Source organism: Streptococcus nidrosiense (assembly GCF_042140045.1).
In the GTDB taxonomy this organism is placed as follows: domain Bacteria; phylum Bacillota; class Bacilli; order Lactobacillales; family Streptococcaceae; genus Streptococcus; species Streptococcus nidrosiense.
In genome coordinates this window covers 688427-714902 of record NZ_CP152419.1, presented here as the reverse complement: position 1 = coordinate 714902, position 26476 = coordinate 688427, and the positions used below count along the sequence as shown (strand labels likewise).

Below are 26476 nucleotides of genomic sequence, written 5' to 3'. Positions count from 1 at the left end.
ATTATTCTCCTAGTCTTTGGTAGATTTCGCGCACAAGAGACTCAGTATTTTCCCATCCTAGACATGGATCGGTGATAGATTTCCCAAAGACCTCTGGTTCATTTTGACGACCGTCTTCTAGATAAGACTCAATCATGAAACCACGAACATATTTTTTAATCTTTTCATTCCAATCGCGGTTAATCAAGGTCTGACGAACGATGCGAATCTGATCCATATACTGCTTGCCTGAGTTATCATGGTTGGTATCAATGATGATAAAGGGATTTTCAAGGCCCATCTTTTCATACTGGGCAATGGTATCCATCAAATTATCATAGTAGTAGTTAGGGATATTTTTCCCGTATTCATTGAGGGCACCACGGAGAATGGCATGTGATAGAGGATTTCCAGTAGTTTCGACTTCTTTTCCTAGGAAAAGAAAACTCTGCTTGTTTTGCGCTGCATAAATACCGTTGAACATGACATTGAGATTTCCAGACGTTGGATTTTTAAAACCTGTCGCAAAATCTGCTCCACTAGCTACAAAACGGTGTTGTTGGTCTTCAACCGAACGAGCTCCAACTGCCATATAAGAAATCAAATCATCTACCAAAGGAAGGTTCTCTGGGTACAACATTTCATCCGCTGTCGTCATTCCTGTTTCAGAAATCACACGGTAATGCAGGTGACGAACCGCCTTAATCCCATTGATGAGACTAGGTGCTTCTTTGGCATTTGGTTGGTGAATCAAGCCCTTATAGCCGTCACCATTAGTACGTGGTTTAGCAGTGTAGACGCGCATCACCATAAAGACGCGATCTTTGACTTCTTCTTGCAGTTTTGACAAACGCTTAGCATACTCAAGAACTGCTTCTTCATTGTCAGATGAACAAGGACCAATCACCAACAAAATTCGTTGATCTTCACCACGAATAATCGCTTCAAGTTCTTGATCGCGTTGTTGTTTATTGGCAAGTGCTTGTCCTTCTAATTTAGACAAACTACGAACTTCTTCAATATTAATTTTAGGGCTTTTGGCTGTAAATACCATGATTCATCCTCCTTATAAAGCAAACGGACGCCAAGCGAAAATTCACTTTTCACTAGGCATCCGCCTGAAAATTAGTCATTCTTAATGTCGTTTACCATGACAGTTTTTAAATTTCTTACCAGAACCACATGGGCACAAGTCGTTACGCTTAACTTGACTAAGATCCAAATCTGCAGGAAGCTCAGCCTGTTGCGCAGCGATATTACGAGTAGCTGTCGTACTGATATGACGCTCTGCTTGTGGACGCTCTTGTTCATGAATTTGTGCTTTCATCATCAAACGAGTCACATCAAACTCAATGGAACCAATCATATCATTAAACATACGGAAACCTTCTGCTTGATACTCAACGACAGGGTTATTCTGAGCATAACCACGGAGACCAACAGCATTACGCAACTGATCAAGAGCATCGATATGGTCTGTCCACTTGTTATCTACAACACGTAGGATCAAGACTTTTTGGAATTCTTTGACGGCTTCCTCATCACGAAGCTTAGCAACTTGACTATCGTAGACTTTCAAGGCACGTTGGTAAAGTTCATCTTTGATCACTTGGTCTGACAAACCTTCTAGGTCTGAAAGTGAAATTGAATCTTCTGGAAGCAAGTTATATCTTGCAAAATTCAAGATAGCTTCTAGTTTTTCATCTTGTTTAGCACGCGCATGATTATCAACAACACGATTAATAGTGCGTTTAATCATTGCATGAATCTCAGGAGCCAAGTCGCGATCAGCAGTGATGACATCGTAACGTTGTGAGTAGATAATCTCACGTTGCTCACGCATGACATCATCGTATTGAAGGACTTGTTTACGTGTGTCATAGTTGTTTCCTTCAACACGTTTTTGTGCTGCTTCAACCTGACGTGTCAACATACGAGATTTGATCGCTTCGTCTGACATATTGAGACGTTCAAAGACTCCCTTCAAGCGCTCTGAGCCGAAACGTTTCATCAAATCATCTTCCAGAGAAAGGTAGAATTGTGACTCCCCTGGGTCTCCTTGACGTCCTGAACGTCCACGAAGCTGGTTATCGATACGACGACTTTCATGGCGTTCTGTACCAATAACACAAAGTCCACCAAGTTCACGAACACCTTCACCAAGCTTAATATCAGTACCACGACCGGCCATGTTGGTCGCGATTGTAACTGCACCACGTTGGCCAGCATTCATGATAATTTGAGCTTCTTTGTAGTGGTTCTTAGCATTCAATACTTCGTGAGGAACGCCTGCGGCTACCAATTTTTTAGAAATATAATCACTGGTTTCAACAGCAACAGTACCTACCAAGACTGGTTGGCCTTTTTGGTAGCGAGCTTTTACATCTTCGACAACAGCCTTAAATTTAGCTTCAAGACTAGCAAAAAGTAAATCCGAATGGTCGATACGTTGAACTGGACGGTTTGTCGGGATTGGAATAACACGAATATTATAGATTTCGCGGAATTCTTCTTCCTCTGTCTTACCAGTACCTGTCATCCCTGACAATTTCTTATACATACGGAAAAGGTTTTGATAGGTAATGGAAGCTGAAGTCTTAGTTTCATCTTGGATTGGCACACCTTCTTTGGCTTCAATCGCTTGGTGCAAACCATCAGAATAACGACGACCTTCCATGGTACGACCTGTAAATTGGTCGACAATCAAGATTTCCTGCTCTTCGCTGACCACATAGTCAATATCAAGAATCATGATGTAGTTAGCACGAAGGGCATTGTCGATAAAGTGAGTCAAGGCTACGTTTTCGATATCGTAGAGATTTTCTAGTTTGAAGTAGCTTTCAGCCTTGTCAATACCAGAATCAGATAGACCAATTGTCTTAGACTGAATATCAATGATATAGTCATCCTTATCCAAAGACTTCACAAAATGGTCTGCCATATGGTAGAGTTGGCTAGTTTCAACTGCATTGGCTCCTGAAACGATCAAAGGAGTACGAGCTTCGTCAATCAAGATAGAGTCAACCTCATCGACCAAGGCATAGTTGAGTGGACGTTGAACCATATTCTCCGCACGAACAACCATGTTATCACGGAGGTAGTCAAATCCAATCTCTGAGTTTGTTGAATAAGTGATATCACACTCATAAGCTTCTTTTTTCTCCATTGGAGATTTGGCTGCCAAGTTAATCCCTACTGACAAACCAAGCCATGAGTACAACTCACCCATCTCAGTCGCGTCACGTTCTGATAGGTATTCATTGACCGTAACTACGTGAACCCCTTTACCTGAAAGAGCATTGAGGTATACAGGCATAGTCGCTGTCAAGGTTTTACCCTCACCTGTACGCATCTCAGGTACGTCACCATGGTGAAGAACGATCCCTCCCATAACCTGAACCTTATAAGGGAAGAGACCAAGAACACGCTTAGCTCCCTCGCGTACAACAGCAAACGCCTCATACAAAAGTTGGTCAAGAGTCTCACCATTTTGATAGCGTTGTTTGAATTCTTCTGTTTTTGCTTGCAATTGCTCGTCTGTTAACGCAGCCATTTCATCTTCATATCTTAAGACTTTGTCCGCCATCTTTTCCAAGCGACGGAGTTCGCCTTTATCATTTTCGATGATTGTTTTTAGTAAATTTGCCATTTTTTTCCTTACTTTAAATTCTGAATATTTTAGAATGTTCTTTTTATTGTAGCATATTTGCCCAATTTTTTCAAGAAATATTCCGTTTTCCCTTAGGGCAAAAAAGGGCTAATCATCAAGATTAGTTCCCTTTAAAATTCCTACTCTTAGCTTCATTTTCTCCTAATTTGAACTTCTACTTAACTTAGCATTGAGAAACGAATCATCTTCAGTTATTAGACAAGAATTTCCTCAGTTCTCTCAAGGAAGATTAGCCTTCTTCTTTTCCAACTTCAGTTTTTTCATAAATTTTAGACCAGTATAAACTATCCAGTCATTGAGTAAGGACAAAAGGACTAAAACTATCCATATCAACCACCTAGCTAGATCCTTGGGTTCTAGTAAAATAAAATTAAATAAGATTAGCGAAAAAAGAGTGAAAGCTAGACTAAACAAGGCCATGAGAGGTAAATAAATCCAGTAAAAATAGTAAAGGAGTGAAAAGTGCTTTCTTCCTGGTCGTGCCTTCCTTTGCCAACTAAAAAAGTAAAAATAGGGCACTAAAACTAGCAATTGTAGCAACTTCTCCATCTCCTCACCTCCAGAACTGTTTCCTATTTTTATTATAGCAAAAAGACCTGGAAAGTAGTTTCCAGATCTTGCAAGTCTTAGAAATAAACAACCAGTCTACTGTTTTGATGTAGAAGTACTAAAATCAACCTTTGGAACTGTCTTGGCTTCTTCGCTTTCTTTGAAGGTTTCTGCTTCTTTAAAGTTCATCATATTAGCAAAGAGAATAGTTGGGAAGCTTCTTAATTTTTGATTGTAGTCAGTTGCTGCCTGGTTGTAATCCTTGCGAGCTACAAAAATACGATTTTCGCTTCCAGCCAACTCCGTCATGAGTTGTTCCACATTTTGATTGCTCTTAAGTTCAGGATAGTTCTCCGTCAACACAAGCAGGCGTGAAATAGCTGAACTCAACTCACCTTGAGCCTCTTGGTTTTCCTTTGAAGTAACAGAGCCATTCCCAATTTTTGCACGTGCTTCTGCAATCTGGGTAAAGACCTCTGTCTCATGGTTCATTTGTCCCTTTACAGACTCTACCAGATTTCCAATCAAGTCTGAACGACGTTGAAGGGCTGTCGCTACATTTGCTTGAGCTTGTTCTACCTTGGTCTGTTCGGAGACAAGACCGTTATAAGTACCTACGACCGAGCAACCTCCCAGCAAGATAATTGCTAGTAAAATGCTCAATACATAAATGATTCCTTTATTTTTCATATCTAAACCTACTCATTTCTTTAAATTCAACACTAAAGAGAAAGAATTACCAATCATCAGATGAACCTCCACCATCAAAGCCACCACCGTCCCAGCCACCAGAAGAATCTGAGCCTGAGTCTGACCAAGACGAGTCCGAATCGGATGAGTCACTGAACCACCAGCCGCCATCAGAGGAGTCTCCTCCTCCGCCACCTCTACCTCTGATAATGGCAATAATGACTCCAATGAAATATATTACCGTCAGGAACATAAAGAAATCTTTTATGGGGTCATTTTTTTGTCGGCGACTTGATGAATCGCTTCTTTCTCGATTAGATTTTTTTCCACTGATGCTATCGGAGTAACGTCTGATTTTTGCAGAAGCATCTGCAAATGACGTATCATCAGATGAAAAGGTTCCAGTTCCCTTATAAAACTGATTATCCAAACCTTTGGCAATCGCTAGAATTCCCTTACTATAGTCCCCATTTTTAAAATCTGTACGACTGGCTGCCAACAATTGCTTGGTTTGGTAGTCCGTTATTCTAATTGCGGTATTATTACTGGTTTCAATTCTTGATTTACGATCTTGAACAGCTACCACAATCAAACTTCCAAAATTATCTCCTGAATAACCTACCTTCCAGGCTCTAGCCGTCTCATTAGCGACCGTTTCAATACTTTCTCCTTCAAGACTATCTACGATATAGACACCCACTTGAAGCTTTTCTGCCTTTTTACTATTGGCTTCATTCAAATCACGAATTTGTGTGATAGTGTCCTCTGTCAAATAATGATTTGGATCGTAGATACCATAGTCTGGTTTTTCAGGTGCGGTGAATGCTGATAGGAAGAGAAATACCATCAGCAATCCAAGCAGACGCGCCAAGAAAGGATTCTTAAACAATCTATATTTTTTCATAATAACCTCCCTGTTCAAGGAAAATTGTTTAGAGAATTATAGCATTTTGATTTTTACAAAGAAAGTACATTTTCATTACAAATCCATGACGCGAACTAAGAAAAAGATGTTATTTTGATGACAAATCGGACTCTCTAGAATGCATTAAATGGTCTAAATTTCCACCATATTGACTGCAACCTCTATAAGGAGCAAGCACAAGCACTCGGAACCAAGCTTAGATAAATTTCACATAGGGTGGATCTGTTGGCAAGTATTATTGCTTGGCATTATAGTTCAGAAGATTTGCATCTCTTGATATCGAAGGATGATCACACAACTCATGACAAAAGAGAGGATTTGAGAAGGAGGAATTCCTGAAGGTCGATTTTTTGCGCTTTTTTTACTGTTTTTTTCAAATAAAATGCCCAGCTACTAGAGCTGGGTTTTTGCGTTAACTCAAGATCAAATTGGCTACGATCGGACTTACAAATACGTAGAGAATACCTGTAACACCGATGGCTAGTCCTCCCATAGCACCTGCAACTGGTCCATAGCGAAAGGCCGTTCCAGTTCCAACGGCGTGACCTGTTCCACCCAGGGCTAGTCCAGCCGCTACTGGATCGTCTATTTTTAGCCACTTTAGAAGTGTTGGGCCGATAACGCTGGTCAAAATCCCCGTCGCTACTACAACTACTAGGGTCACGGTAGTCAAGCCTTGCAACTTTTCTGTAATTCCTACTGCCATAGCGGTCGTTACTGACTTAGGAAAGAGGGAAATGGCTAGGAAAAAGTCCATGCCAAAGATTTTTGCGACTAGGGCTGTAAAAGAGGTATTGACGATGACAGCTAAGAAACTCCCCAGCAAAATACTCCTAGCATGATGCTTCATCAAGTGGAAACTCTTATAGAGGGGAATTCCTAGAGCCACTGTTGAAGGAACAATCAAGTTATTAAGATAAACCCCACCTTGGTAGTAATCTTGGTAGGAAATGCCAGTCACCTTTAGAAAGATGATAATAAAAATAGCTGACAGCAACAAGGGAGTCGTTAAGGGATGAGGATAGCGTCTGAAAATCATCATTCCCCCAAGATAGGCTAAGATTGACAAGGCAATCCCAAATAGGGGATTGGATACAAATTCGCTCATTTAGCACCTCTTTCTTCGTAGTCACCTTCATAGCGTTTTTTGATAAATTGAACCACAAGCGCAATCAAGATGATATTGATTACTGCTGCAAAAAAGACAATCAAGACAATAGGTAGGAGATAGGGAGCAATCACATCAAACTTTTCCATAATTCCAACCGCAGGAGGTAGAAAGAGGATGGTCATGTTGGCCAGCAAAAAGTTCCCCACCATATTGACATGGCGGATACGCAGCCACTTGAACTGCAAGGCTAGAAACAGAATAATCAAGCCGATGATACTTCCAGGGATCGGCAAATGAAAAAAACTGGAGATTCCTTCACCGATTAAAGAAATCACAAAGAGAATCATTAACTGAACATATAACTTCATCGTAAACTCCACAAATAGACTTTCTGCATACCAGTTTACTCTTTTTTCAGAAAATTTCAAGGAAATATATAAGAAACATCCTTCTTGCTATCCAAACCAAAAAGGTGTATACTAATTGCGTGCGCAAGCATCATAGATGCACTAGTATGATTACACTATTATAGAGGGAAAGGAGATGGACATGACTTACTTAGAAAAATGGTTTGACTTCAACCGTAGGCAAGTAGAGCTAGAAGCTATTTTAGAAGAGACCATCGCTGAGCAGAGTGAACAAACCTTGACACTCAAGGAATTTTACCTCTTGCACTTTCTAAATCAGGCTGAAGGCAAATCCCTACGACAAATCGACTTGCCAGACAAACTCCACCTGAGTCCTAGTGCTGTTTCACGGATGGTGGCTCGCTTAGAAGCAAAAAACTGCGGTTTACTTAGTCGGAGATGCTGCGACCAGGACAAGCGAGCTAGTTTTATCTGCCTGACAAGCGAAGGACAGACTACCTTGGCTTATTTACAAACAGCTGTTGAAGAAAGCTTAGCAACAAAATCAAACTGGTTGGCCTAACATATTTTTTTAAAAAAACTTGCGTGCGCAATCATTTTTCTTGACATTCCTTTTTTCAAGGAGTAAAATGAAAACATGATTTAGCAAAGGAGAATCCTATGATTGAAATCACCTATCTTGATGCCAGCAAGCAAGAGAGAACCATGACCTTCGAGTCATACGAAGAATTTGAACGTTCTCAACAGGCCTGCTTGATCGGTGTCGCAGACTATTACCCCGTCCAAAAAGTAACCTACAAGGGGCATGATTTGGACTACCATGGGACTTACGGAGATGTCTTCTTCTATCTCATGAAACAAGATTTAAGCCAATATAACTAAAAAGGAGAAATACTATGGCAAAAGCAATTACAGACGCAACATTCGAACAAGAAACTAAAGACGGATTGGTCTTGGTAGACTTCTGGGCAACTTGGTGTGGCCCATGTCGTATGCAAGGTCCAATCTTAGACAAATTGTCTGAAGAACTTTCAGAAGATGTCTTGAAGATCGTTAAAATGGACGTTGATGAAAATCCAAACACAGCTCGTTCATTCGGTATCATGTCTATCCCTACTCTTCTTTTCAAAAAAGATGGACAAGTGGTGAAACAAGTTGCTGGTGTTCACACTGCAGAACAAATCAAGGCAATCGTTGCTGAATTGAGTTAATCATACTAGAGGCCAAGTGCATTCATTTGGTCTCTTTTTTCTTGTCCTTTGCCATTTTTCAAAAAATATGCTAGACTGTAGGTAGAATATTACGATGTTTGGGACATGCCATCGCTAAAAAAAACCTCTACTTGGTATTTTTTAGCTCCCTCATGGGAGCTTTTTGCGTGCTCTGAACATTTCCCATTTTGGAAGGAGTACTATGAAACGTCAATCAGCCTTGGTCGTCTTTAGCGGCGGTCAAGATTCCACAACCTGCCTCTTTTGGGCCAAAGAACACTATGAAACAGTCGAAGCTGTCACCTTTGCCTACGGTCAACGTCATCATCTCGAAATTCAAGTTGCCCAAGAAATCGCTAAGGAACAAGGCATTCGTCATCACATCTTAGATATGTCTCTGCTGGGGCAAATCACTGAAAATGCCTTGACCTCTGATATGGATATCGAGCAAAAAGAGGGAGAGGTTCCCAATACCTTTGTTGACGGTCGCAACCACCTCTTTCTATCCTTTGCGGCTGTTCTTGCCAAGCAACGTGGTATTAAAGACATCGTGACAGGTGTTTGCGAGACAGACTTCTCAGGCTACCCTGATTGTCGAGATGTCTTTGTCAAATCTCTCAATGTTACTCTCAACCTTGCCATGGATTACGACTTTGTTATCCAAACACCTCTCATGTGGCTAGACAAGGCTGAAACTTGGGAATTAGCCGACCAACTCGGTGCCTTTGACTATGTTCGCGAAAAGACCTTGACCTGCTACAATGGGATTATCGGAAGTGGCTGTGGAGATTGCCCAGCCTGCCACCTACGTCAGCATGGTTTAGATGTCTATCTCTCACAGAAAGGAGAGGTCTAATGTTTTTTGCACCCAAAGAAATCAAACAGGAAACAGGGGAGTCTCTTGTCTACAATCCTCACAGAACCTTGGTATCAAAAGAATTCACCTTCGATGCTGCCCACCACCTCTTTCACTATGAAGGAAAATGCAAATCCCTACACGGTCACACCTATCATCTGCAAATCGCGGTCAGTGGATTTTTAGATGAACGTGGCATGACCTACGATTTTGGGGATATCAAACAAATCTACAAGGACTACTTAGAGCCCCACTTGGATCATCGCTATCTCAATGAAACCCTGCCCTACATGAATACGACTGCTGAAAATATGGTTTACTGGATTTTCCAAACCATGAGCCAAGAGTTGCCAGAAGAGCGCGGTCTCCGTTTGGAATATGTTCGCCTCTATGAAACTCCGACTGCCTTTGCAGAGTTTAGACGGGAGTGGTTAGATGACTAAGGAACGTGTCCTCAAACTACCAGTTCTGGAAATTTTCGGCCCTACCTTTCAAGGCGAAGGTCGTGCTATCGGCCAAAAAACCATGTTTGTCCGCACTGCTGGTTGCGACTACCACTGCGACTGGTGCGACTCTGCCTTTACTTGGGATGGTTCTGAAAAACCAACTCGCATGACAGCTGATGAAGTAATCGCTGAGTTAGATAAACTAGGAAGCTACGACTATGTCACCCTATCTGGGGGAAATCCTGCTATCCTAGCAGCCAATATGGCTCAACTGGTCACCAAACTCAAGGAACGTGGGGTCACTCTAGCTGTTGAGACCCAGGGATCCCGCTGGCAAAATTGGTTAAAAGATATCGACCAAGTCACTCTGAGTCCTAAACCTCCTTCCTCCAAGATGGAAGTCAACTTTGAGACCTTGGACTTTATCGTTTCCCAACTAGACCCAGACAAAGTAACCTTTAAAATCCCTGTCTTTGATGATGCAGATCTGGCATTTGCCAAAGGTATTCAAGAACGCTACCAACCAGATGTCCTCTTCTTATCGGCAGGAAATCCTGAGCCCAAGGCTAGAGGCAATATTGTCCAAGACCAACTGGACCGCCTCAAAGAACTCTGGGAACGTGTCGCTGCCGACGATAGCTGGGGCAATGTCCGCGTCCTTCCTCAACTCCATACCCTCCTCTACGACAACCAACGTGGTGTTTAAGATTAGAAAGAAAAAATCATGTCACAACAAGAAGAAATGAAGAACCTAAGCCTACTGGGCAATAAAGAAACAACCTATATCTTTGACTATCAACCAGAAGTCCTGGAATCCTTTGACAATCGTCATGTGGAAAATGACTATTTCATCAAATTCAACTGCCCTGAATTTACCTCACTGTGTCCAATTACCGCTCAGCCAGACTTTGCAACGATTTATATTTCCTACATTCCTGACAAGCTCTGTGTCGAGTCAAAATCCCTCAAACTCTACCTCTTTAGCTATCGAAACCATGGAGATTTTCACGAAAACTGCATCAACACTATCGGAAAAGACTTGGTCAACTTGCTAGATCCTCGCTACTTAGAGGTTTGGGGGAAATTTACACCTCGCGGTGGTATTTCAATCGACCCTTACTACAACTACGGTAGACCTGGAACCAAGTATGAAGGATTGGCAGAACAACGCCTCTTCCAACATGATCTCTATCCAGAGAAAATTGACAACCGTTAAACTCATACTCAATGAAAATCAAAGAGCAAACTAGGAAGCTAGCCGCAGATTGCTCAAAGTACTGCTTTGAGGTTATAGATAAGACTGACGAAGTCAGCTCAAAACACTGTTTTGAGGTTGCAGATAGACGCTGACGTGGTTTGAAGAGATTTTCGAAGAGTATAATACGAAAAAGCCCTGTTCCTCAAGCTGAGGAGCAGGGCTTTTTGAGTTTCAATTATTCTTCAGTTCCAAGGAAGTTTTTAGCAACAAGAGCTGCAAGAACTCCACCAACGATTGGTGCAAGGATGAAAATCCAAACTTGTTGAAGAGCTGCGCCACCTACCAAGATAGCAGGTGCCAAGCTACGAGCGGGGTTTACTGAAAGTCCAGTGATGTTCAAGCCAGCTAAAATCAAAGCTGTCAATGATAAACCAATTACCAAACCAGCGATTGCACCATTACCTTTGCTTGCTGAAGTTACAGTCATAATCACCAAAACAAACAAGAAAGTTGCAATTGTTTCAAACAAGAAACCACCAAAGACAGTTACACCATTTGCCAAGGCATTTTCACCAAGACTTGCAGTTGACATTCCTGAGTTAGACAAGAGGAAGAATACCGCTGCTGACGCAAAGAAAGCACCAACCACTTGACCAAGGATGTAGTTTACAAGCTCTGAAGATGACAAACGTTTGTTTACAAACATAGCGATAGAAACAGCTGGGTTCAAGTGAGCACCTGAAACAGTTCCGATTGAGAAGGCTGCGACTACGATTGCCAAACCAAAAGCAAGAGCAATTCCAAGGTGTCCAAGTCCTTCAACACCATTTCCAAAAACAACAGCTCCTGTTCCAATGAACACAAGCATAAAAGTACCGATTAATTCAGCAACAAATTTTTTCATGTTAAATCTCCTTTTTTCAAACTATGTATTAGTCTATCAGAAGAAGGAAAGGGTTTCAAGAAATGTGCTTGGAACTTTTGTGCAAGTTTTCACATTTGATAATCAAAATCTAATATTGGAAAGATTGAATAGCTTCTTTCAAGTCATCTTGTAAACTATTTCTCTGGTCGAGTTGAACATAGACTTCTAAGAGACAGGATCTGAAATTGGAAAATTTATAAAAATCTTCCCTCTCTTCTATCGGGAAATCAAGTGATTTTATCCAAGAAGCCAGTGTCGCTTGCTCCACCTTTCCTTGCAAAATAGGTTCGTAAAGGACTCTGGCCAAGCGCCAGTCCTCATCATCTATAAACCGAATCGTAATTCTTTTAAATAGTTGGCCAAGTATGTCAAATACTTCATGAACTCTGTTTTTAGGAAAGTCTGGATGACAAACAACTTCAGTCAAAAGATCAGCCCCATGAGCAAAAGCATGCACCCAACCATATTGACTTGAAAAACCTGTCGTATCCTCTTCTTTTTCAAGGTAGTGCAACCCTTGATCGAGCAACGTATTTCTGATATCAGTTTTTAGCTCTCGATAAAAAAGAGAGTGTTGATTGCCATCAGCAGATAAGAGATAGGCATAAATAAGTGCCCTAAAAGAACGTTCAAGCGTGAGAACTCCGATCTTATCAAGCTCTTTATCTAGTCCACCATCAGAAACAATCACATCAGCGATCAACTGAAATTGCTCCTTGGTAAATAACTCTTCTTGAATCCCTCTAGCCAGACTAGTAAAAACCAATTCATCGCGAATCTCTGGACTAGTATCCCCTAAGTGCTCAAGCAACCACAGGATTTCTTCTTGACGATAACTCGGTTCTTCTTCTACTACTTTTCTTTTCAATTCTGGATACATCTGCCTACCTCCAATCATACACATCTATTATACAACATTCTTTTCTAGCTATCTTCATTATAAGAGATAAATATGTTAGTCTCAGATTTTTTTTCACTCTTAGAGGGTTAATTTTTTCCAAAAACCAAGTATTTGTTTGACACAAATTTCACAAAGGTGTATACTAAAACGTGATAGGACTTCTTTTAGAAACCTATCACGACTCACTTATAAACCTTTTGCTGTTCTTTTATGAACGTTTGAATGGTATCACAGATACCGAGGAGGAATCATATGTCTAAAGTAGCTATCGTTACAGGTGCAGGTCAAGGGATCGGTTTTGCAATCGCAAAACGCTTAGTTCAAGATGGTTTTAAGGTTGGAGTTTTAGACTACAACGCTGAAACAGCTGAGAAAGCAGTTGCTGAATTGTCAGCAGATAAAGCTTTTGCTGTTGTAGCTGATGTGTCTAAACAAGCAGAAGTTGCTGCAGCTTTCCAAAAAGTTGTCGATCATTTCGGAGACTTGAACGTTGTTGTAAACAATGCTGGTGTCGCTCCTACTACACCTCTGGATACAATTACAGAGGAACAATTCGCTCGCACATTTGCTATTAACGTCGGTGGTGTGATTTGGGGAGCACAAGCTGCTCAAGCTCAGTTCAAAGCACTTGGTCACGGTGGTAAAATCATCAATGCTACTTCTCAAGCAGGTGTTGTCGGAAATCCAAACTTGACTGTTTACGGCGGTACAAAATTCGCTGTTCGTGGTATTACTCAAACATTGGCGCGTGATTTAGCAGAGTCAGGTATCACTGTCAACGCCTATGCTCCAGGTATCGTTAAAACACCAATGATGTATGATATCGCTCATGAAGTTGGAAAAAATGCAGGAAAAGACGACGAGTGGGGTATGCAAACATTCGCAAAAGATATTACATTGAAACGCCTATCTGAACCAGAAGATGTAGCTGCAGCAGTTAGCTTCCTTGCTGGACCAGATTCAAACTACATTACAGGTCAAACCATTATCGTTGATGGTGGTATGCAATTCCATTAAGATTAAGAAAGTGAGGTTGGAAAAAAATCCAACCTCTTTTTTCATCTCTACGATTCCAATTTTCGGAGTCATTTTTTATCATTTATAAGAATTCTTCAGAACTATTCATTCTTTAAAAATGACAGTATTTCTTCAAGACTAGCAGTACTCCCCTGCTCTAAATAGCGTGATTTACTACCATTTTGATAGACTGAAAGATTCGGAACCGTTTGGATATCCATTTCTTTTGCAAAGGCTGTAATCTCATCCTTTTCATCAGAAGCACTATCCAAATAATAGACCGTCTGGTGACTTTTTTGAATCGCTAGAGCCAAATTGGGCACAAACTTTTGACAGTAAGGACAGGATTCTCTTCCAATGTAGACGACAAACTCGTCGCCATTTGCAAGTTTGGAGCGCATTTCTTTCATATTGATTGCTTTAGTATACTGAACAGCCTCCTGATAAGTTTTTGGAAGAACAGGTTGACTGAATTTCCAAATCATAAACAAAATCGGCATAGCAATTCCAATGATAAACAAGCTAAGTTTTTTATTGACACGCACTAGCATCTCCGTCCTTTTCTAAGTATTTTCCCCTAGTCTAATCGCCCACGACAAGATATAAAATCCAACCGATAGATCTATAATGATGCAGAGTCTGAAGACAAAGTCTTCAGCAAACTTTATGAAATAAATGTCATTCTAAAATCTCAACAATATAGCTCTATTGTTGCACTTTTATGATTTTACTCTCCCAACTGGGCACTGTAGGCGATAATTTGATCAACCGTGTCTGACAAGAATTGAATGGTATCACGGAGTGGTTTATCTGTTGAAATATCGGCTCCAATAATCATAGCTGACTCAAGTGGTGTTTTGCTACCTCCTGACTTGAGGAGATTGAGCCAGTCTTCAGCTCCAGTTTCTGATTGTTTCAGATGGAGATAGCCAGCAGTTGAAATTACAAGACCGGCAGAGTAGGTGTAGCTATACAAGCCCATGTAATAGTGAGCTTGGCGCATCCAAGTCAAGGCCGCATCATCATCAATCTCAATAGCATCTCCCCAGAAATCTGTCAAAACTTCCTTCATAATGCTGTTGAGCTTGCTTGCTCCAAAGGTTTCCCCTTCTTCAATCAGTGTATAAACCTTACGCTGAAAGGCTGCTTCCAAGAGGTGGGTGATGAAATTATGGAAGTAAGTATCTGTCAAGCGGTGAGCAAGGGCAAAACGTTTTTGACGTGGATCGTCAGACTGATGTTCCAAGTAATCACTTAAAAGCAATTCATTAAAGGTTGATGGTGCTTCGACATAGTAGGTCGACATGTGGGCGTTAAAATAGCTTTGGTGATTATCTGAAAAGATAAATTGACCAGAATGCCCGATTTCATGAATCAAGGTATAGACATCACTCAAACGACCTGTCCAGCTCATGAGAACATAAGGATGCACACGGTATGGATCAGCTGCATAGCCACCAGAATCCTTGCCACTATTGGCAGCAAAGTCCACCCAGCGTTCTTCTTGATAGCGAGCAACTTCCTGACAATATTCTTGTCCCAAAGGTTCTACCGACTTCATGACCAAATCATAGGCATCATCAATGCTAACCTCTGGATTCAGAGCACTATCCAAGTCCAATTTCCAATCAGCAAATGTCATCTTCTCAAGACCATTCACCTTGGCAACATGCTTGAGATATCGCTGAGCAACTGGCGCAAAGTCCTTCATGATGAGGTCAATCTGACGATCAAACATGGCACGGTCTACTTCTTGTTCAGCCAGAAGATAATCAAAAACTGAGCCGTATCCCTTCATATCTGCCAATAGTTTTTCAGACTTGACTTGAGCAAGGTAGTCTGCAGCTGCCGTATTTTGGTGCTTACGTAGTCCTTCTGAGAAAGAACGGAAGGATTTCTCACGAACCTCAGCGTCCTCGTGGTTTTGATAGAAGTTTTCATAGGTCACAAAACTGTTTTTATAGGTTTTTCCATGGGCTTCAAAATTGGCCATTTCAAAGTCCCCAGCTCGCATTTTAGTATAGATATCCTGTGGACTGTAGAAAACTTCACCCAGATTGGTCAAGGCCTTCTCCACATCAGCCCCAAGATAGTGGGCTTTTTTGATTTTGGCTTGACGAATGGCGGCCGTCAAATGTGGCAATTCACCCAAACGATCCAAGACTTCTTCATCTGCTTCTACCAAGGCATCATCAAAGAAGGTCAAAGCTACGCTGGCATCTGTCTCAAAGTCCATCCCAGCCTGAGCAATATTGGCAAAATCTTCATTACCATAGTCTGTCGTCTGAGGCATAAAGCTGTAATTGCCAATATGACTCATCTGAATGTATATTTGTTCCAATTCTGCAAAGGCCTTCTCGAAATCCTCAAAAGTGTGAAGATTTCCCTTGTAGTCACGGCTAAATTGATTGATGTCTTCACGCGCCTTCTCTATCGCACGCAAGAAATCCTCACGGTCTTGGTATAGGGCTGTTAAATCCCAAAGTTCCTTTTCAGGAAATTCTGAACGGTGTTTTTGTTCCATCTTCTTCCTCTTATTTCTCTAATTCTAGTAATACACTGATGGCTGATAAGGCATAAAGCGGGGCTGTTTCTGCTCGAAGAATACGAGGCCCAAGTCCTGCCAGAACAGCTCCTTTAGCCTCAAAACTTTCTATTTCCGCAGGTGAAAGGCCACCTTCTGGACCAAAGATGAAGAGAAGTTTTGCTCCTTTTTCCAGTCCAGCAACAGCTTGGATGAGGGCAGCTGCCTCTCCCTCTTTAGCCGACTCTTCATAGGCCACCACGATGCGGTCAAACTGGTCCAGTTGTGCTAGAAAATCTGCCTTTTTCTCAAAAAGGGTGATGCTTGGAACGAAGTTACGCTTGCTTTGCTCGGCTGCTCCAAGGGCGATTTTTTTTAATTTTTCAACCTTTTTGCCCAATTTTTTGCCATCCCATTTGGCAACGGACCAGTCAGCAGGGAAGGCCCAGATCTGGCTAGCACCTAGCTCTGTCACTTTTTGAGTGACGAACTCCAGCTTGTCTCCCTTGGGAAAGCCAGATGCGATGGTTACTTGGACTGGCAGTTCCACATTGTCAGCTAATTCCTCAATTACCTCAAACTGACGAGCCTCTACATTTACCACACGCGCCAAACGCTTAATGCCATCATCAAAGACCAATGTCACTTCATCGTCTTCTTTCAAGCGCATCACCTGAAACATGTGCTTACTGGTTTCCTTGTCCTCGATGGTGACTGGTGATGTGGCAAGACTTTTTACAAAATACTGTTGCATGCTAGCCTCCAATCACACCAGAAATATCCTTGGTCTTCTTGAAGACACAGGCATTCCACTCCCCTTGAATCATGTGAGTTTCAAGGAAAAATCCTGCTGACTCAGCCGACTCACGCACCATGTCCCACTTGTCCTTGATAATGCCACTCATGATGAGATAACCTTCATCCTTAACCAAACGATAAGCATCCTCTGTCAGATGAATGAGGATATCCGCCAAGATATTAGCCACGATAACATCTGCTTCAATCTCCACACCCTTAAGCAAATCGCCTGGGGCTACATGGATGTTTTCCATGCCCGGGTTGAGCTCAATGTTTTCCTGAGCGACACGAACCGCCACATCGTCGAGATCATAGGCAAAAATCTCCTTGGCACCAAGAAGAGAACTAGCAATAGAAAGAACACCAGAACCTGTCCCCACATCTAGCACTGTTTCGCCACCACGAAGGACCTGCTCCAAGGCAAAAAGGCTCATCTTGGTCGTCGGGTGAGTTCCTGTCCCAAAGGCCATCCCTGGATCTAGCTTGATAATTTTCTCGCCAGCAGTCGCTTCATAATCCGTCCATGACGGTACGATGGTCAGGTCATGGGTGATGCGTGCCGGTTCATAGTATTTCTTCCAGTTGTCGGCCCAGTCTTCCTCAGCCAAGGCAGTCGTGCCAATCTTGATTTCTCCTAGATCCATAAAGTCTGTCAATTCTGCTAAATGAGCCTGCAAATCTGCCTCAACCACTGCTACATCAACTGTGTCAGGGTAGTAGGCAGTCACCACGATTTCTTCCTGTTGCTCGACTTCTGGGAAAATCTCACCGAAGCGGTCCACATTTCCCACATAGTCCATGCTATCTTCAATTGCAACCCCTTGGGCGCCTAACTCGATCAAAAGGTTGGAAACCAACTCCTCCCCCTCACGCTTCACTGTAACTTTTAATTCTTGCCATGTTTCCATCATTAAGATACCAAGCCCTTAAAACACAAAGCCAAAATAGGAAACTCTCTTAAGACGCTTGTTTCTAAGAGAAGTTTATCTTTTTGGCACCGTGTTTAGGGCAGGTTCAGTTTAGAAATTTAACCGAACCATCCTTTCTATTTCTCTATCAATTTTTTCATGTAGACCATATCCATACCTTCTTTTTCAGGCTCGATATGGGTTTGACGGTAACCGTTTTTCTCATAAAAAGCAACCATGCCTGCATCCTGTAACACCGTACACAAATCCCATTGTCTAACGGTTGAAAATTCCTCTTCTAGCAGGCGCAATCCCTCAGAGCCATAACCTTTTCCTTGATACTGGGGCAAAATCGCTGCCGTTCCCACCCAAGCTTTCGTTAACTCGTCATTGGTCTGAATTCGTAGAAATCCGATTTTATCTTCGTTTTCTTTCACAAAGTAGTAATAGCTATTGGGACGCTCGACTAGTTTCCACTTAATTCGTTCACGGTCCTCCAGATAAGGATCGTATTCATCTTGATATTTGTCATAAACTGCTTTAAAACTAGCTCTTTGAATGGCAATAATGGTTTCTAAATCCTCTGTTCCTGCTCGTTCAAGTCTTATCATAAACTCTCCTCCAAATAATCCCTCAATCTCGCCTGTAGCTGAGGCACTGCCTGTTTAGAATTGAGAAATTCCTCAATGCTCATCAGTTTGTAAGTCTGTCCTTCATCTCCAAAGTTGATCTTGTCGAATTGTTCTTGACTTATCTGACTAACCATAAAGACAGACTGCTGACCTTCAAAGAGCATGCTGGGATAGACCTTGCTCCAGAGCAGGCAATCCTCATTTAAATGAATTCCCACTTCTTCATAAACTTCACGTGCCGCACACTCGAAAGGACTTTCATCCCCTTCACGGCCCCCACCTGGCAACTCCCACATATTGGGCCAAGGGATATTTTCCTTGTCATCACGCAAAATCGTCAGTAGCTTATCTCCACAAAATAGAGCAATTTTGCAGCCTGTGAAATCGAACTTTTTATTCAAGAATTCCATGATGTTTACTCTTTCCTATGATAACAACTAGAGTCTGTAAAAGACCGAACTAGCCTTCTGCTATTTCCTTTTGGCACTCTGCATCCCAGTACGCCTGCCATCTGCCATGTTTTTTAGCAAAATAAACCGTAAACTCATCATTGACATAATCTGCAACATAGCGAAGATTAGGAGGATTTTCATCAAAACTTAATATCCAAGGATGGAAGTAAAAGGTTTTCTCCCACCTCTTCTGAGTATAGCCGAGATTCTTGGCAAACTGAGGGATAGGTTGTTGCAACTCGCTTTCCAAATGGGACTGAATGGCATTGTCAAAACTATTCAAACGAGCTAATAGTTGCTTAAACTGATCTTCCTCCTCAATTTTGAAATCACCTATGAACTCAAATTCTGCAAAGTCTATAGAAAATTCAAATAATGTGATTTTACCATCCTCAACATAGTGCCCATCTTCATCAACACAACAACGAGTTCCTGACTTCAATACTCGCTCGAAATCTAGATCCGCAAAGCGATTTCGGGGAAGAAACGACTCACGTTCTTGAGATTCTTGGGATTTCTTACTAAATAACCGCTTAAATTTCTGAAGCATCGGACAGCTCCCTTTTCTATTTCTCAGCTAACCTGAGTCTCTTCTTCCTGTATGGCTTGTTCCAACTCATCTAACCACTGCTGGTAGTAGGCTTTCTCATCCCGCAGCATTCGGCTGCTATTCATTTTCTGTCTAGCAATCTTCATAGCCTTGTGAGTTTGAACTACATCTTTCTTTACCTTAAATTGATACCAAGCTTGAATGACCTGCATATCTGCTGTTTTTAGAGATAAAAAGGATTTGACTCCTCGAATGCTTGCATATTCTTCCGCTTTCTTATTATCTCCTTCTAGCAAGGTTACTTGAAGAAGGTATAACTGAGAAATTGTTCTAATCATTGAGTTATCTGTATTTTCAAGTAAAGTTTGCAAGTGCTTTTTAGCTGACTCAAGCTTACCCTCCATGATAAAAACTAATCCCTGTAGTGCTGATACACTACCAACAAAGCTCCCTTTTGCATCCTCAGGAACTGGTTGAACAAAATCTTTCAAATCATATTCTTGAGGAGCCAGCAAAGTTTGAGCAGAATGCCTCAACATCACATAAGCATAAGTCACATTCTCAGGATGCCGCATCATTTCTACTATTTTTGCTCCATCGGTGATGCCGACTGGCAAAATGTTATTTAGGAAGAAAGACAAATTAAGAAAAATCCAAGTCCCTGCAAAATACCAGCTTCTTGTCAAAAATCCAAACACTATCGCCAATAATATCAAGCTGAGATGAAGCATCAAGCCTCCTGAAAGCATCAGGATGATTCTTTGATCGTTTTCATCCTCTTTTAAACCAATGTATTGAGCGCCAACATTTTTGAGAACAGCTGTTCGGCTAAGATAAAACTTGCCTGACTTTTTAACCAAAAGAAAGTTGCCTAATCCAAAAGCTACTAGCCTATAGCCTGTCAAGTAACCACAAAAGGCATGTCCCAGCTCATGAAGAATAAAGATCACATACATGCTTAGAAGAGCGAAGGCATAACCAAAAGTAAAGGCTAAAACTGCGGAATATCCCAACTCTGCAAATGCGATGGTTCCACAAGCAAAAGCTAGCATAATAAAGGCAAAAGCTAGCACATAAACCAAATAAGTCCCAATTTTCTTCATAAAAATCTCCAACCAACTCCTAATATCTCGGATAAGGGTAAAATTCTCCCTCTTCCAAGCCTGCTTTTCCTTCTTCAAAGACTTCTTGGTTCCATTCCATGACGAATTCTTCTGCTTCTGGGTCTTCCAAAAAGTCCATGAGAGCATCAAGTCCAACCTCTGCAGTATCTTTGAGAAATAGGACAAAATAGGCTAAAAATTCACGAGAAAAACCTTTTTTAGGCAGATAAGGGATGACTGTGAGATAGTCTTCTGCATTAACTGTTGACTTGGCAGGGTTGTAAAAAAGTACCGCTTCTTCAAAAAGGATATCATCTGACGAAACCTCTCCATCTTCATCTAACATCTCCACCCCTGCAGCATTTTGCGCTTCTAGTAAAAAGCTCACTTCTACTGCATGATTGCGCTTGTCCCAGCTAATCTCATAATCAAAGGGAAAGTTCTTGTCCAACTCTTCTTGTAAAACATCTAAAAATCCGTATGTTGCCATTTTGTCCTCTTTCTATACGACTCTTAAATCGCCCCGAATACTCGGAAATATGCTAAAATAGATACTACCATATTACCACATTAGTATCAGAAAATCCATGTTAGAAAGGACTGCTATGCCAGACAATCTCGCGCTTCGTATGCGCCCCAAAACCATCGACCAGGTTATAGGTCAGGAGCATCTGGTAGGCCCAGGAAAAATCATCCGTCGCATGGTGGAGGCCAATCGACTGTCATCCATGATTCTCTATGGACCTCCAGGCATCGGAAAAACCAGTATCGCTTCAGCAATCGCTGGAACGACCAAGTATGCCTTTCGGACCTTTAATGCGACAGTTGATAGCAAAAAACGTCTCCAAGAAATTGCCGAGGAAGCTAAATTTTCAGGTGGTCTAGTTCTCCTACTAGACGAGATCCATCGTCTCGACAAAACCAAGCAAGACTTTCTCCTTCCTCTCTTAGAAAGCGGACTAGTCATCATGATTGGGGCAACAACTGAAAATCCTTTCTTTTCTGTCACCCCAGCCATCCGTAGTCGTGTTCAGATTTTTGAGTTGGAACCCTTGTCTAACCAAGATGTCAAAGAAGCCATTCAAATCGCCCTGACTGACCCTGAACGAGGTTTTGATTTCCCAGTTGAGTTAGATGCTGATGCCCTTAATTTTATCGCGACATCTACCAATGGAGATCTCCGTTCTGCCTTCAATTCGCTTGATTTGGCAGTTCTCTCCACCCCAGAAAATGATGACGGTGTCCGCCATATCACGCTCGATATTATGGAAAATAGTCTGCAGAGAAGCTACATTACTATGGACAAGGATGGAGATGGACATTACGACGTTCTCTCTGCTCTTCAGAAATCCATTCGAGGTTCGGATGTGGATGCTAGTCTCCACTATGCTGCTCGCCTGATAGAGGCTGGTGACCTACCTAGCCTGGCACGTCGTTTGACTGTGATTGCTTATGAAGATATTGGCTTGGCTAATCCCGATGCCCAGATCCATACCGTAACTGCTTTAGATGCTGCACAGAGGATTGGGTTTCCAGAAGCTCGAATTCTCATTGCCAATGTCGTCATTGATCTGGCACTCTCGCCCAAGTCAAACACAGCCTATGTGGCTATGGATAAGGCTCTGGCTGACCTTAAAACGTCTGGTCACTTACCAATCCCAAGACACCTGAGAGATGGTCACTACAGCGGTAGCAAGGAGCTAGGCAACGCTCAAAACTACCTCTATCCTCATAGCTATCCCGGCCACTGGGTTAAGCAAGATTATTTGCCAGAAAAAATTCGCGACCATAGCTACTTCTCACCAGAAGATACTGGGAAATACGAACGTGCCCTAGCTCAACGCAAGGAAACCATTGATAAATTACGAAAATTGTGAAATCCTTTCCAAATAATTACATTTACCCCTTGATTTTTTTTGAAAAAGTGGTATTATATAAACATAGAAACGCTGTGGTGTACGACCTCACACTTAAGTGTTGACCGACTATTTTTTGTATTATTAGGGAAACAAAAGTCTTCTAACAGCATGTAGGCCGTCTCACACGGAAACAGCTTCAGTTAGAGCGAGTTGCCCACCTGCTTAATTGCGCGGGTTCAATACAAACCGTGAAGTTTCGGCACCAATACAGCTTTTTTGTTTGCCTCCTTAGCTCAGCTGGCAGAGCAGCGGACTCTTAATCCGTGGGTCACAGGTTCGATCCCTGTAGGGGGCATCTAATACAACAGGAAAAAGCCTTGGGTTCAAGGTTTTTTTGTTCGGCATTAAAAATCTCATCTACAATTTTTACAATTCAAAAAGTGAGCCATCAGTTTGGCTCACTTCTTTTTTTCCATCCTTAGTTACGGTAAAAATGACTATCTTTGTATTTTGGTGATTGGCCAATTGCCAAGACGTATTGGCTTCTATCCTTACCTGTCAATTCATTTTGGACTCCAGCTGAGGTAAAAATCAGACGCGCACCCTCTCCACCATCGTGCGTATTGCTCGAGATAACTAACTTTTAACGCATATCATTCAAGACAATAGACAAAGCAACTGGTGCCCATTTTGTGAAAACTGATTTTGAATACAGAGCATTTAAGTACCGGCCTCTACGCTACTATTGGTGGTGTTCATCCCAACTCGATAATTTATCCGCTATCCATTAAAGATTCCTAACTTAAGCAGTCACCCAGAATTGTCTAGATTTCTTTTCCAACCATTTCAAGTTAGTTAAAAACTAATCTATTCAATAAATATATTAATAATTTTTAAATAGAACTAATTTAAATATCTAGAATAAAATCTTGATTCATTCTATATATATCAAGCTTCATCTTCTTTTTTACGTTTTGCAACCAAACCTAGACCTACAAGACCAAGCGCAGCACCAAGTGCAGCAACTCCAGATTTAGATTGTCCACCAGTGTTTGGCAACTCAGGACCTTTAGGTTTTTCTGGAGTTGGTGGTGTTGACAGTGTTGGCGGTGTTGGCGGTGTTGGCGGTGTTGGCGGTGTTGGCGGTGTTGGCGGTGTTGGCGGTGTTACCTTGTTGTTAAACTCAGTATCTTCCGGCATTTGTGAAGTAAGAGTCAACACTTTACCTTCTTTCGTCACAGTAACTCCAATGGTCGCAACCATCTTATCGTACTCAATTCCAGCCTCTGTACCTTTCACTTCTTCCACGTGATAGATATAAGTACCTTCTTGACCACGTCTGAATTCAAGAGCTGAGAACTTGATCTTACCTTCAGCATCGTTGCTCACATTTTCAATCACATTCCCTTTTTCGTCCTTCAGAACAAAACTAAACTCACCAGCTCTCAATTCACGACCATCAAGTTTCTTAGTAAAATTAAACTGTGCTTTAACTGGAGCTACAACGTAGTTATTGAAAATTTTGTCATCTGTACCAGTTGCTTCACCTCCCGATGCAGTCATTTCAGTCTTAGCACTTAAAAGACCTGTAGTAATATCTTTAGTAACAGTAACTTTTACTGCGATAGTCATACTATCATAATCAATGTCTGTATCTGTTCCAGCTACTTCACGAACGGTGTAAGTATAGGTTCCTTCTTTGTCATATGAAATGGCATCAAATTGGATGTTCCCATTAACGTCATTCTTCTTCGTTTGAATGGCAGTGCCATTTTCAAGCAATTCAAAGGTAAAGGCATCTGCTTCAAGCGTTTTTCCTTCCAATTTCTTAGTGAAATTGAATTGGGCACTTGTCGCTGCTGGTGTGAAGGTATTATTGAACTCAGTATCTGTTGGAAGGGCTTTGGTTGCTGTAAGGGTATGACCTGCTTTCGTTACAGTCACTGTAACCTCTGCCTTCATTGGATCATAAGTCATTCCTGCTTCTGAACCAGCGACTTCTTCTACTGTATACTTATGAACACCTACTTCCTTGTTCTTGTAAGTAAGAGCATCGAACGAAACTTTACCATCGGCGTCATTCTTCTTCGTTTGAAGAACCGTACCATTTTCATCTTTCAAGACAAAACTGAATTCACCATCTTTAAGGATACGGCCTGCAAGAGCCTTACTAAAGTCAAATTGGGCAGTGACTGGGGCTACAATGTAGTTATTGAAAGTTGTATCATCTGTACCAGTTGCTTCACCACCTGTTGATATCATTTCGGTTTGGGCAGTTAACAAACCAGAGTCTTCATCTTTTGTTACAGTCACCTTCACTGCGATAGTCATATCATCGTAGTCTACATCAGTCTTATCACCCTTCACTTCTTTAACAGTGTAGTTGTATACACCCACTTGATCAAACGACAATTCGTTGAAGTTAATCTTCCCATCAGCCTTGTTAGTCACCGTTTCATTAACATTGTTATCACCAATCAATGTAAAACTGAAATCCCCTGCATTTAAATTACCGTTCGAAAGCGCTTTATTGAATTCCAGATTTACTTTAACAGGAGATGATTTAAAGGTATTGTTGAACTCGGTATCAGTTGGCATAGTTGTTTGAGCTACATAGGAATCTCCACTAGCGCTTACCGTGATAATCACATCAGCTTTCATTTTATCGTAAGTCATACCAGTTTCAGAACCCGCCACTTCTTCAACCGTATAATGATAAGTTCCTGCAGAGTTGAACAACTGCGGAATAAAGGTTATATGTCCAAAACTATCATTTTTCTGAGTATCAACTACTTGACCCGTCTGATCTATTAAATTAAAGGTGAATTCACCAGCTTTTAACTTTCTTCCTTCAAGACTTTTTGTAAATGATAAATCGACTCTTGCTGGTTGTTTTGCTTTTGATGCTGAACCAGAACCACCCGCCTTAAATGCAAAAGTTGCTTGATAAGCTTGTTCCTCACCATTATTATAAGTTATTTTGATGTTATTACCATGTTTTTCTTGTAATTCCTCATTGGTATTTGGTACCTTTTTCAATCTCGTCATATAACGAATGTAAATAAGTTCATTTAATCGCGCTATCTTGAAAGAAAAGCCAGTTGGACTTTCTTTTATATTTTCTAATAACTGAATGGCGTTCCCTTTGGAAATCCACGGAGAAATCGACTGAACTCTTTCAGCTCTAAGAGCTTTTCCATTCCATAAATCTACATGATCTGAAGGAATAGATGCTGCACGACCTAAACGCCATGTTTCTTTCGTTTCTGCATCAAATTCGTCCAAAATAGGATCTCCATCTTGAACCAATTCTTGATCATCCGGAAGCGTATCAATTAATTGGTAATTAGTCAAAACCTGAGGAGCTACTAGACTACCTGAATTTAGACGAATGGTCCATTTGATTAGTTCAGGATGACCAATTACTGCCTCACCGTATTTTGTGACCTTGGTCTTTTCAACCGGTACAGGAGCACTCTCCGGTCCTACTGTTACTGTAATCTTTCGTCCGCTGAAATTAAGTTCCGTTGGTACATTTGGTTTAACATATGATTTCCAACCAGTACTAAATGTTAATGTGAATTGTTTAGCAACCTTGTTTTTCTCGAAATAATCTGTAAAAGTGGTTATCACTTTGTTACTAACTGAATCAAGAAGAACATTACCAATCACTTCTCCACTGGGACCAGTTACATCATAATGTAGGCTCGTAGGAATTCTAATTTCATCTGGAATATCAACAACGACCTTATCATTTTGTTTAATTTCTAGCTCATCGGGTATTTCCATATGAATGATAGTTTC

At 41.4% G+C, this 26476-nt stretch carries 27 protein-coding genes and 1 tRNA gene; 10 read left to right on the top strand and 18 right to left on the bottom strand.

The features are described 5' to 3' along the window. Window position 1 precedes the first annotated feature (1 nt). The 6 genes from AAFQ93_RS03480 to AAFQ93_RS03455 form a co-directional block, all read right to left on the bottom strand. Window positions 2-1033 carry a 3-deoxy-7-phosphoheptulonate synthase gene (locus AAFQ93_RS03480; RefSeq protein ID WP_375555630.1) on the bottom strand — a complete coding sequence of 344 codons (1032 nt, stop codon included), beginning with the start codon at window positions 1031-1033 and terminating at the stop codon, window positions 2-4. An 81-nt stretch (window positions 1034-1114) separates the two neighbouring features. Beyond that, window positions 1115-3628 (bottom strand): preprotein translocase subunit SecA, encoded by a 2514-nt coding sequence (secA, locus tag AAFQ93_RS03475; protein WP_375555628.1) that lies wholly within the window; start codon window positions 3626-3628, stop codon window positions 1115-1117. A gap of 666 nt (window positions 3629-4294) precedes the next feature. After that, complete coding sequence (locus tag AAFQ93_RS03470) at window positions 4295-4888, bottom strand: LemA family protein (protein WP_375555626.1); 594 nt, start codon at window positions 4886-4888, stop codon at window positions 4295-4297. Window positions 4889-4934: 46 nt separating this feature from the next. Continuing rightward, window positions 4935-5792, bottom strand: a complete 858-nt coding sequence (locus tag AAFQ93_RS03465; protein WP_375555625.1) for a TPM domain-containing protein — start codon at window positions 5790-5792, stop codon at window positions 4935-4937. A 433-nt stretch (window positions 5793-6225) separates the two neighbouring features. Next, entirely contained in the window at window positions 6226-6921 is a 696-nt protein-coding gene (locus AAFQ93_RS03460) for an LrgB family protein (protein WP_375555624.1), read from the bottom strand. Further along, window positions 6918-7292 carry a CidA/LrgA family protein gene (locus AAFQ93_RS03455; RefSeq protein WP_000781321.1) on the bottom strand — a complete coding sequence of 125 codons (375 nt, stop codon included), beginning with the start codon at window positions 7290-7292 and terminating at the stop codon, window positions 6918-6920. The genes AAFQ93_RS03460 and AAFQ93_RS03455 overlap by 4 nt, the downstream gene beginning before the upstream one ends. A gap of 181 nt (window positions 7293-7473) precedes the next feature. On the opposite strand from AAFQ93_RS03455, the gene AAFQ93_RS03450 reads away from it, so the two are divergent. From AAFQ93_RS03450 to queF, 7 genes are all read left to right on the top strand, one after another. Beyond that, window positions 7474-7854 carry a MarR family winged helix-turn-helix transcriptional regulator gene (locus AAFQ93_RS03450; RefSeq protein WP_045762814.1) on the top strand — a complete coding sequence of 127 codons (381 nt, stop codon included), beginning with the start codon at window positions 7474-7476 and terminating at the stop codon, window positions 7852-7854. Window positions 7855-7952: 98 nt separating this feature from the next. Next, the gene (locus AAFQ93_RS03445) at window positions 7953-8174 is read left to right on the top strand and encodes a DUF4649 family protein (protein WP_000570260.1); all 222 of its coding nucleotides are present in this window, start codon (window positions 7953-7955) and stop codon (window positions 8172-8174) included. Between the two features lie 14 nt (window positions 8175-8188). Next, the gene (gene trxA, locus AAFQ93_RS03440; RefSeq protein WP_001029584.1) at window positions 8189-8503 is read left to right on the top strand and encodes a thioredoxin; all 315 of its coding nucleotides are present in this window, start codon (window positions 8189-8191) and stop codon (window positions 8501-8503) included. A 202-nt stretch (window positions 8504-8705) separates the two neighbouring features. After that, a complete protein-coding gene (queC, locus tag AAFQ93_RS03435; RefSeq protein ID WP_375555622.1) occupies window positions 8706-9359 on the top strand; it encodes a 7-cyano-7-deazaguanine synthase QueC in 654 nt (217 codons plus the stop codon). After that, window positions 9359-9802 carry a 6-carboxytetrahydropterin synthase QueD gene (queD, locus tag AAFQ93_RS03430; RefSeq protein ID WP_375555620.1) on the top strand — a complete coding sequence of 148 codons (444 nt, stop codon included), beginning with the start codon at window positions 9359-9361 and terminating at the stop codon, window positions 9800-9802. The genes queC and queD overlap by 1 nt, the downstream gene beginning before the upstream one ends. Continuing rightward, window positions 9795-10511 (top strand): 7-carboxy-7-deazaguanine synthase QueE, encoded by a 717-nt coding sequence (queE, locus tag AAFQ93_RS03425; protein ID WP_375555618.1) that lies wholly within the window; start codon window positions 9795-9797, stop codon window positions 10509-10511. The genes queD and queE overlap by 8 nt, the downstream gene beginning before the upstream one ends. Before the next feature lie 18 nt (window positions 10512-10529). After that, a complete protein-coding gene (gene queF, locus AAFQ93_RS03420) occupies window positions 10530-11021 on the top strand; it encodes a preQ(1) synthase (protein WP_000082591.1) in 492 nt (163 codons plus the stop codon). Between the two features lie 217 nt (window positions 11022-11238). Here queF and AAFQ93_RS03415 read toward each other — a convergent pair whose 3' ends face one another. Continuing rightward, the gene (locus tag AAFQ93_RS03415; protein WP_375555617.1) at window positions 11239-11907 is read right to left on the bottom strand and encodes an MIP/aquaporin family protein; all 669 of its coding nucleotides are present in this window, start codon (window positions 11905-11907) and stop codon (window positions 11239-11241) included. Window positions 11908-12016: 109 nt separating this feature from the next. After that, the gene (locus AAFQ93_RS03410) at window positions 12017-12808 is read right to left on the bottom strand and encodes a DUF2785 domain-containing protein (RefSeq protein WP_375555615.1); all 792 of its coding nucleotides are present in this window, start codon (window positions 12806-12808) and stop codon (window positions 12017-12019) included. Between the two features lie 273 nt (window positions 12809-13081). Between AAFQ93_RS03410 and AAFQ93_RS03405 the strand changes: the two genes are divergently transcribed. Continuing rightward, complete coding sequence (locus AAFQ93_RS03405; RefSeq protein ID WP_000048146.1) at window positions 13082-13846, top strand: (S)-acetoin forming diacetyl reductase; 765 nt, start codon at window positions 13082-13084, stop codon at window positions 13844-13846. 101 nt (window positions 13847-13947) lie between these two features. Here the strand turns inward: AAFQ93_RS03405 and AAFQ93_RS03400 are convergent, their stop codons facing one another. The 9 genes from AAFQ93_RS03400 to AAFQ93_RS03360 all read right to left on the bottom strand — a co-directional run bounded on the left by AAFQ93_RS03400 (window position 13948) and on the right by AAFQ93_RS03360 (window position 21303). Beyond that, entirely contained in the window at window positions 13948-14397 is a 450-nt protein-coding gene (locus tag AAFQ93_RS03400; protein WP_375555614.1) for a thioredoxin domain-containing protein, read from the bottom strand. A 176-nt stretch (window positions 14398-14573) separates the two neighbouring features. Further along, on the bottom strand, window positions 14574-16370 hold the full coding sequence (pepF, locus tag AAFQ93_RS03395) for an oligoendopeptidase F (RefSeq protein ID WP_375555613.1): 1797 nt from the start codon (window positions 16368-16370) through the stop codon (window positions 14574-14576). Between the two features lie 10 nt (window positions 16371-16380). Continuing rightward, complete coding sequence (locus AAFQ93_RS03390; protein WP_045762806.1) at window positions 16381-17124, bottom strand: 16S rRNA (uracil(1498)-N(3))-methyltransferase; 744 nt, start codon at window positions 17122-17124, stop codon at window positions 16381-16383. A gap of 1 nt (window position 17125) precedes the next feature. Continuing rightward, window positions 17126-18076, bottom strand: a complete 951-nt coding sequence (gene prmA / locus AAFQ93_RS03385; RefSeq protein ID WP_142322010.1) for a 50S ribosomal protein L11 methyltransferase — start codon at window positions 18074-18076, stop codon at window positions 17126-17128. A gap of 137 nt (window positions 18077-18213) precedes the next feature. Continuing rightward, window positions 18214-18687, bottom strand: a complete 474-nt coding sequence (locus tag AAFQ93_RS03380) for a GNAT family N-acetyltransferase (RefSeq protein ID WP_045762804.1) — start codon at window positions 18685-18687, stop codon at window positions 18214-18216. Beyond that, the gene (locus tag AAFQ93_RS03375) at window positions 18684-19118 is read right to left on the bottom strand and encodes an NUDIX hydrolase (RefSeq protein ID WP_375555612.1); all 435 of its coding nucleotides are present in this window, start codon (window positions 19116-19118) and stop codon (window positions 18684-18686) included. The genes AAFQ93_RS03380 and AAFQ93_RS03375 overlap by 4 nt, the downstream gene beginning before the upstream one ends. Window positions 19119-19167: 49 nt before the next feature. Next, entirely contained in the window at window positions 19168-19710 is a 543-nt protein-coding gene (locus tag AAFQ93_RS03370; RefSeq protein ID WP_045762802.1) for a hypothetical protein, read from the bottom strand. 23 nt (window positions 19711-19733) lie between these two features. Beyond that, on the bottom strand, window positions 19734-20813 hold the full coding sequence (locus AAFQ93_RS03365) for a M50 family metallopeptidase (protein WP_223140524.1): 1080 nt from the start codon (window positions 20811-20813) through the stop codon (window positions 19734-19736). Between the two features lie 19 nt (window positions 20814-20832). Then, window positions 20833-21303 (bottom strand): DUF3013 family protein, encoded by a 471-nt coding sequence (locus AAFQ93_RS03360; protein ID WP_045762800.1) that lies wholly within the window; start codon window positions 21301-21303, stop codon window positions 20833-20835. Window positions 21304-21418: 115 nt separating this feature from the next. On the opposite strand from AAFQ93_RS03360, the gene AAFQ93_RS03355 reads away from it, so the two are divergent. Both AAFQ93_RS03355 and AAFQ93_RS03350 read left to right on the top strand, forming a co-directional pair. Next, entirely contained in the window at window positions 21419-22690 is a 1272-nt protein-coding gene (locus AAFQ93_RS03355) for a replication-associated recombination protein A (protein ID WP_045762799.1), read from the top strand. Window positions 22691-22954: 264 nt separating this feature from the next. After that, window positions 22955-23027, top strand: a tRNA-Lys gene (locus AAFQ93_RS03350). Between the two features lie 593 nt (window positions 23028-23620). Here AAFQ93_RS03350 and AAFQ93_RS03345 read toward each other — a convergent pair. After that, complete coding sequence (locus tag AAFQ93_RS03345) at window positions 23621-26461, bottom strand: Spy0128 family protein (RefSeq protein WP_405053856.1); 2841 nt, start codon at window positions 26459-26461, stop codon at window positions 23621-23623. Between the last annotated feature and the right edge of the window lie 15 nt (window positions 26462-26476).

Coding starts and splice junctions, on each gene's coding strand:
- AAFQ93_RS03480 (WP_375555630.1), bottom strand. CDS start 1,033: ATGGTATTTACAGCCAAAAGCCCTAAAATTAATATTGAAGAAGTTCGT.
- secA (WP_375555628.1), bottom strand. CDS start 3,628: ATGGCAAATTTACTAAAAACAATCATCGAAAATGATAAAGGCGAACTC.
- AAFQ93_RS03470 (WP_375555626.1), bottom strand. CDS start 4,888: ATGAAAAATAAAGGAATCATTTATGTATTGAGCATTTTACTAGCAATT.
- AAFQ93_RS03465 (WP_375555625.1), bottom strand. CDS start 5,792: ATGAAAAAATATAGATTGTTTAAGAATCCTTTCTTGGCGCGTCTGCTT.
- AAFQ93_RS03460 (WP_375555624.1), bottom strand. CDS start 6,921: ATGAGCGAATTTGTATCCAATCCCCTATTTGGGATTGCCTTGTCAATC.
- AAFQ93_RS03455 (WP_000781321.1), bottom strand. CDS start 7,292: ATGAAGTTATATGTTCAGTTAATGATTCTCTTTGTGATTTCTTTAATC.
- AAFQ93_RS03450 (WP_045762814.1), top strand. CDS start 7,474: ATGACTTACTTAGAAAAATGGTTTGACTTCAACCGTAGGCAAGTAGAG.
- AAFQ93_RS03445 (WP_000570260.1), top strand. CDS start 7,953: ATGATTGAAATCACCTATCTTGATGCCAGCAAGCAAGAGAGAACCATG.
- trxA (WP_001029584.1), top strand. CDS start 8,189: ATGGCAAAAGCAATTACAGACGCAACATTCGAACAAGAAACTAAAGAC.
- queC (WP_375555622.1), top strand. CDS start 8,706: ATGAAACGTCAATCAGCCTTGGTCGTCTTTAGCGGCGGTCAAGATTCC.
- queD (WP_375555620.1), top strand. CDS start 9,359: ATGTTTTTTGCACCCAAAGAAATCAAACAGGAAACAGGGGAGTCTCTT.
- queE (WP_375555618.1), top strand. CDS start 9,795: ATGACTAAGGAACGTGTCCTCAAACTACCAGTTCTGGAAATTTTCGGC.
- queF (WP_000082591.1), top strand. CDS start 10,530: ATGTCACAACAAGAAGAAATGAAGAACCTAAGCCTACTGGGCAATAAA.
- AAFQ93_RS03415 (WP_375555617.1), bottom strand. CDS start 11,907: ATGAAAAAATTTGTTGCTGAATTAATCGGTACTTTTATGCTTGTGTTC.
- AAFQ93_RS03410 (WP_375555615.1), bottom strand. CDS start 12,808: ATGTATCCAGAATTGAAAAGAAAAGTAGTAGAAGAAGAACCGAGTTAT.
- AAFQ93_RS03405 (WP_000048146.1), top strand. CDS start 13,082: ATGTCTAAAGTAGCTATCGTTACAGGTGCAGGTCAAGGGATCGGTTTT.
- AAFQ93_RS03400 (WP_375555614.1), bottom strand. CDS start 14,397: ATGCTAGTGCGTGTCAATAAAAAACTTAGCTTGTTTATCATTGGAATT.
- pepF (WP_375555613.1), bottom strand. CDS start 16,370: ATGGAACAAAAACACCGTTCAGAATTTCCTGAAAAGGAACTTTGGGAT.
- AAFQ93_RS03390 (WP_045762806.1), bottom strand. CDS start 17,124: ATGCAACAGTATTTTGTAAAAAGTCTTGCCACATCACCAGTCACCATC.
- prmA (WP_142322010.1), bottom strand. CDS start 18,076: ATGGAAACATGGCAAGAATTAAAAGTTACAGTGAAGCGTGAGGGGGAG.
- AAFQ93_RS03380 (WP_045762804.1), bottom strand. CDS start 18,687: ATGATAAGACTTGAACGAGCAGGAACAGAGGATTTAGAAACCATTATT.
- AAFQ93_RS03375 (WP_375555612.1), bottom strand. CDS start 19,118: ATGGAATTCTTGAATAAAAAGTTCGATTTCACAGGCTGCAAAATTGCT.
- AAFQ93_RS03370 (WP_045762802.1), bottom strand. CDS start 19,710: ATGCTTCAGAAATTTAAGCGGTTATTTAGTAAGAAATCCCAAGAATCT.
- AAFQ93_RS03365 (WP_223140524.1), bottom strand. CDS start 20,813: ATGAAGAAAATTGGGACTTATTTGGTTTATGTGCTAGCTTTTGCCTTT.
- AAFQ93_RS03360 (WP_045762800.1), bottom strand. CDS start 21,303: ATGGCAACATACGGATTTTTAGATGTTTTACAAGAAGAGTTGGACAAG.
- AAFQ93_RS03355 (WP_045762799.1), top strand. CDS start 21,419: ATGCCAGACAATCTCGCGCTTCGTATGCGCCCCAAAACCATCGACCAG.
- AAFQ93_RS03345 (WP_405053856.1), bottom strand. CDS start 26,461: ATGGAAATACCCGATGAGCTAGAAATTAAACAAAATGATAAGGTCGTT.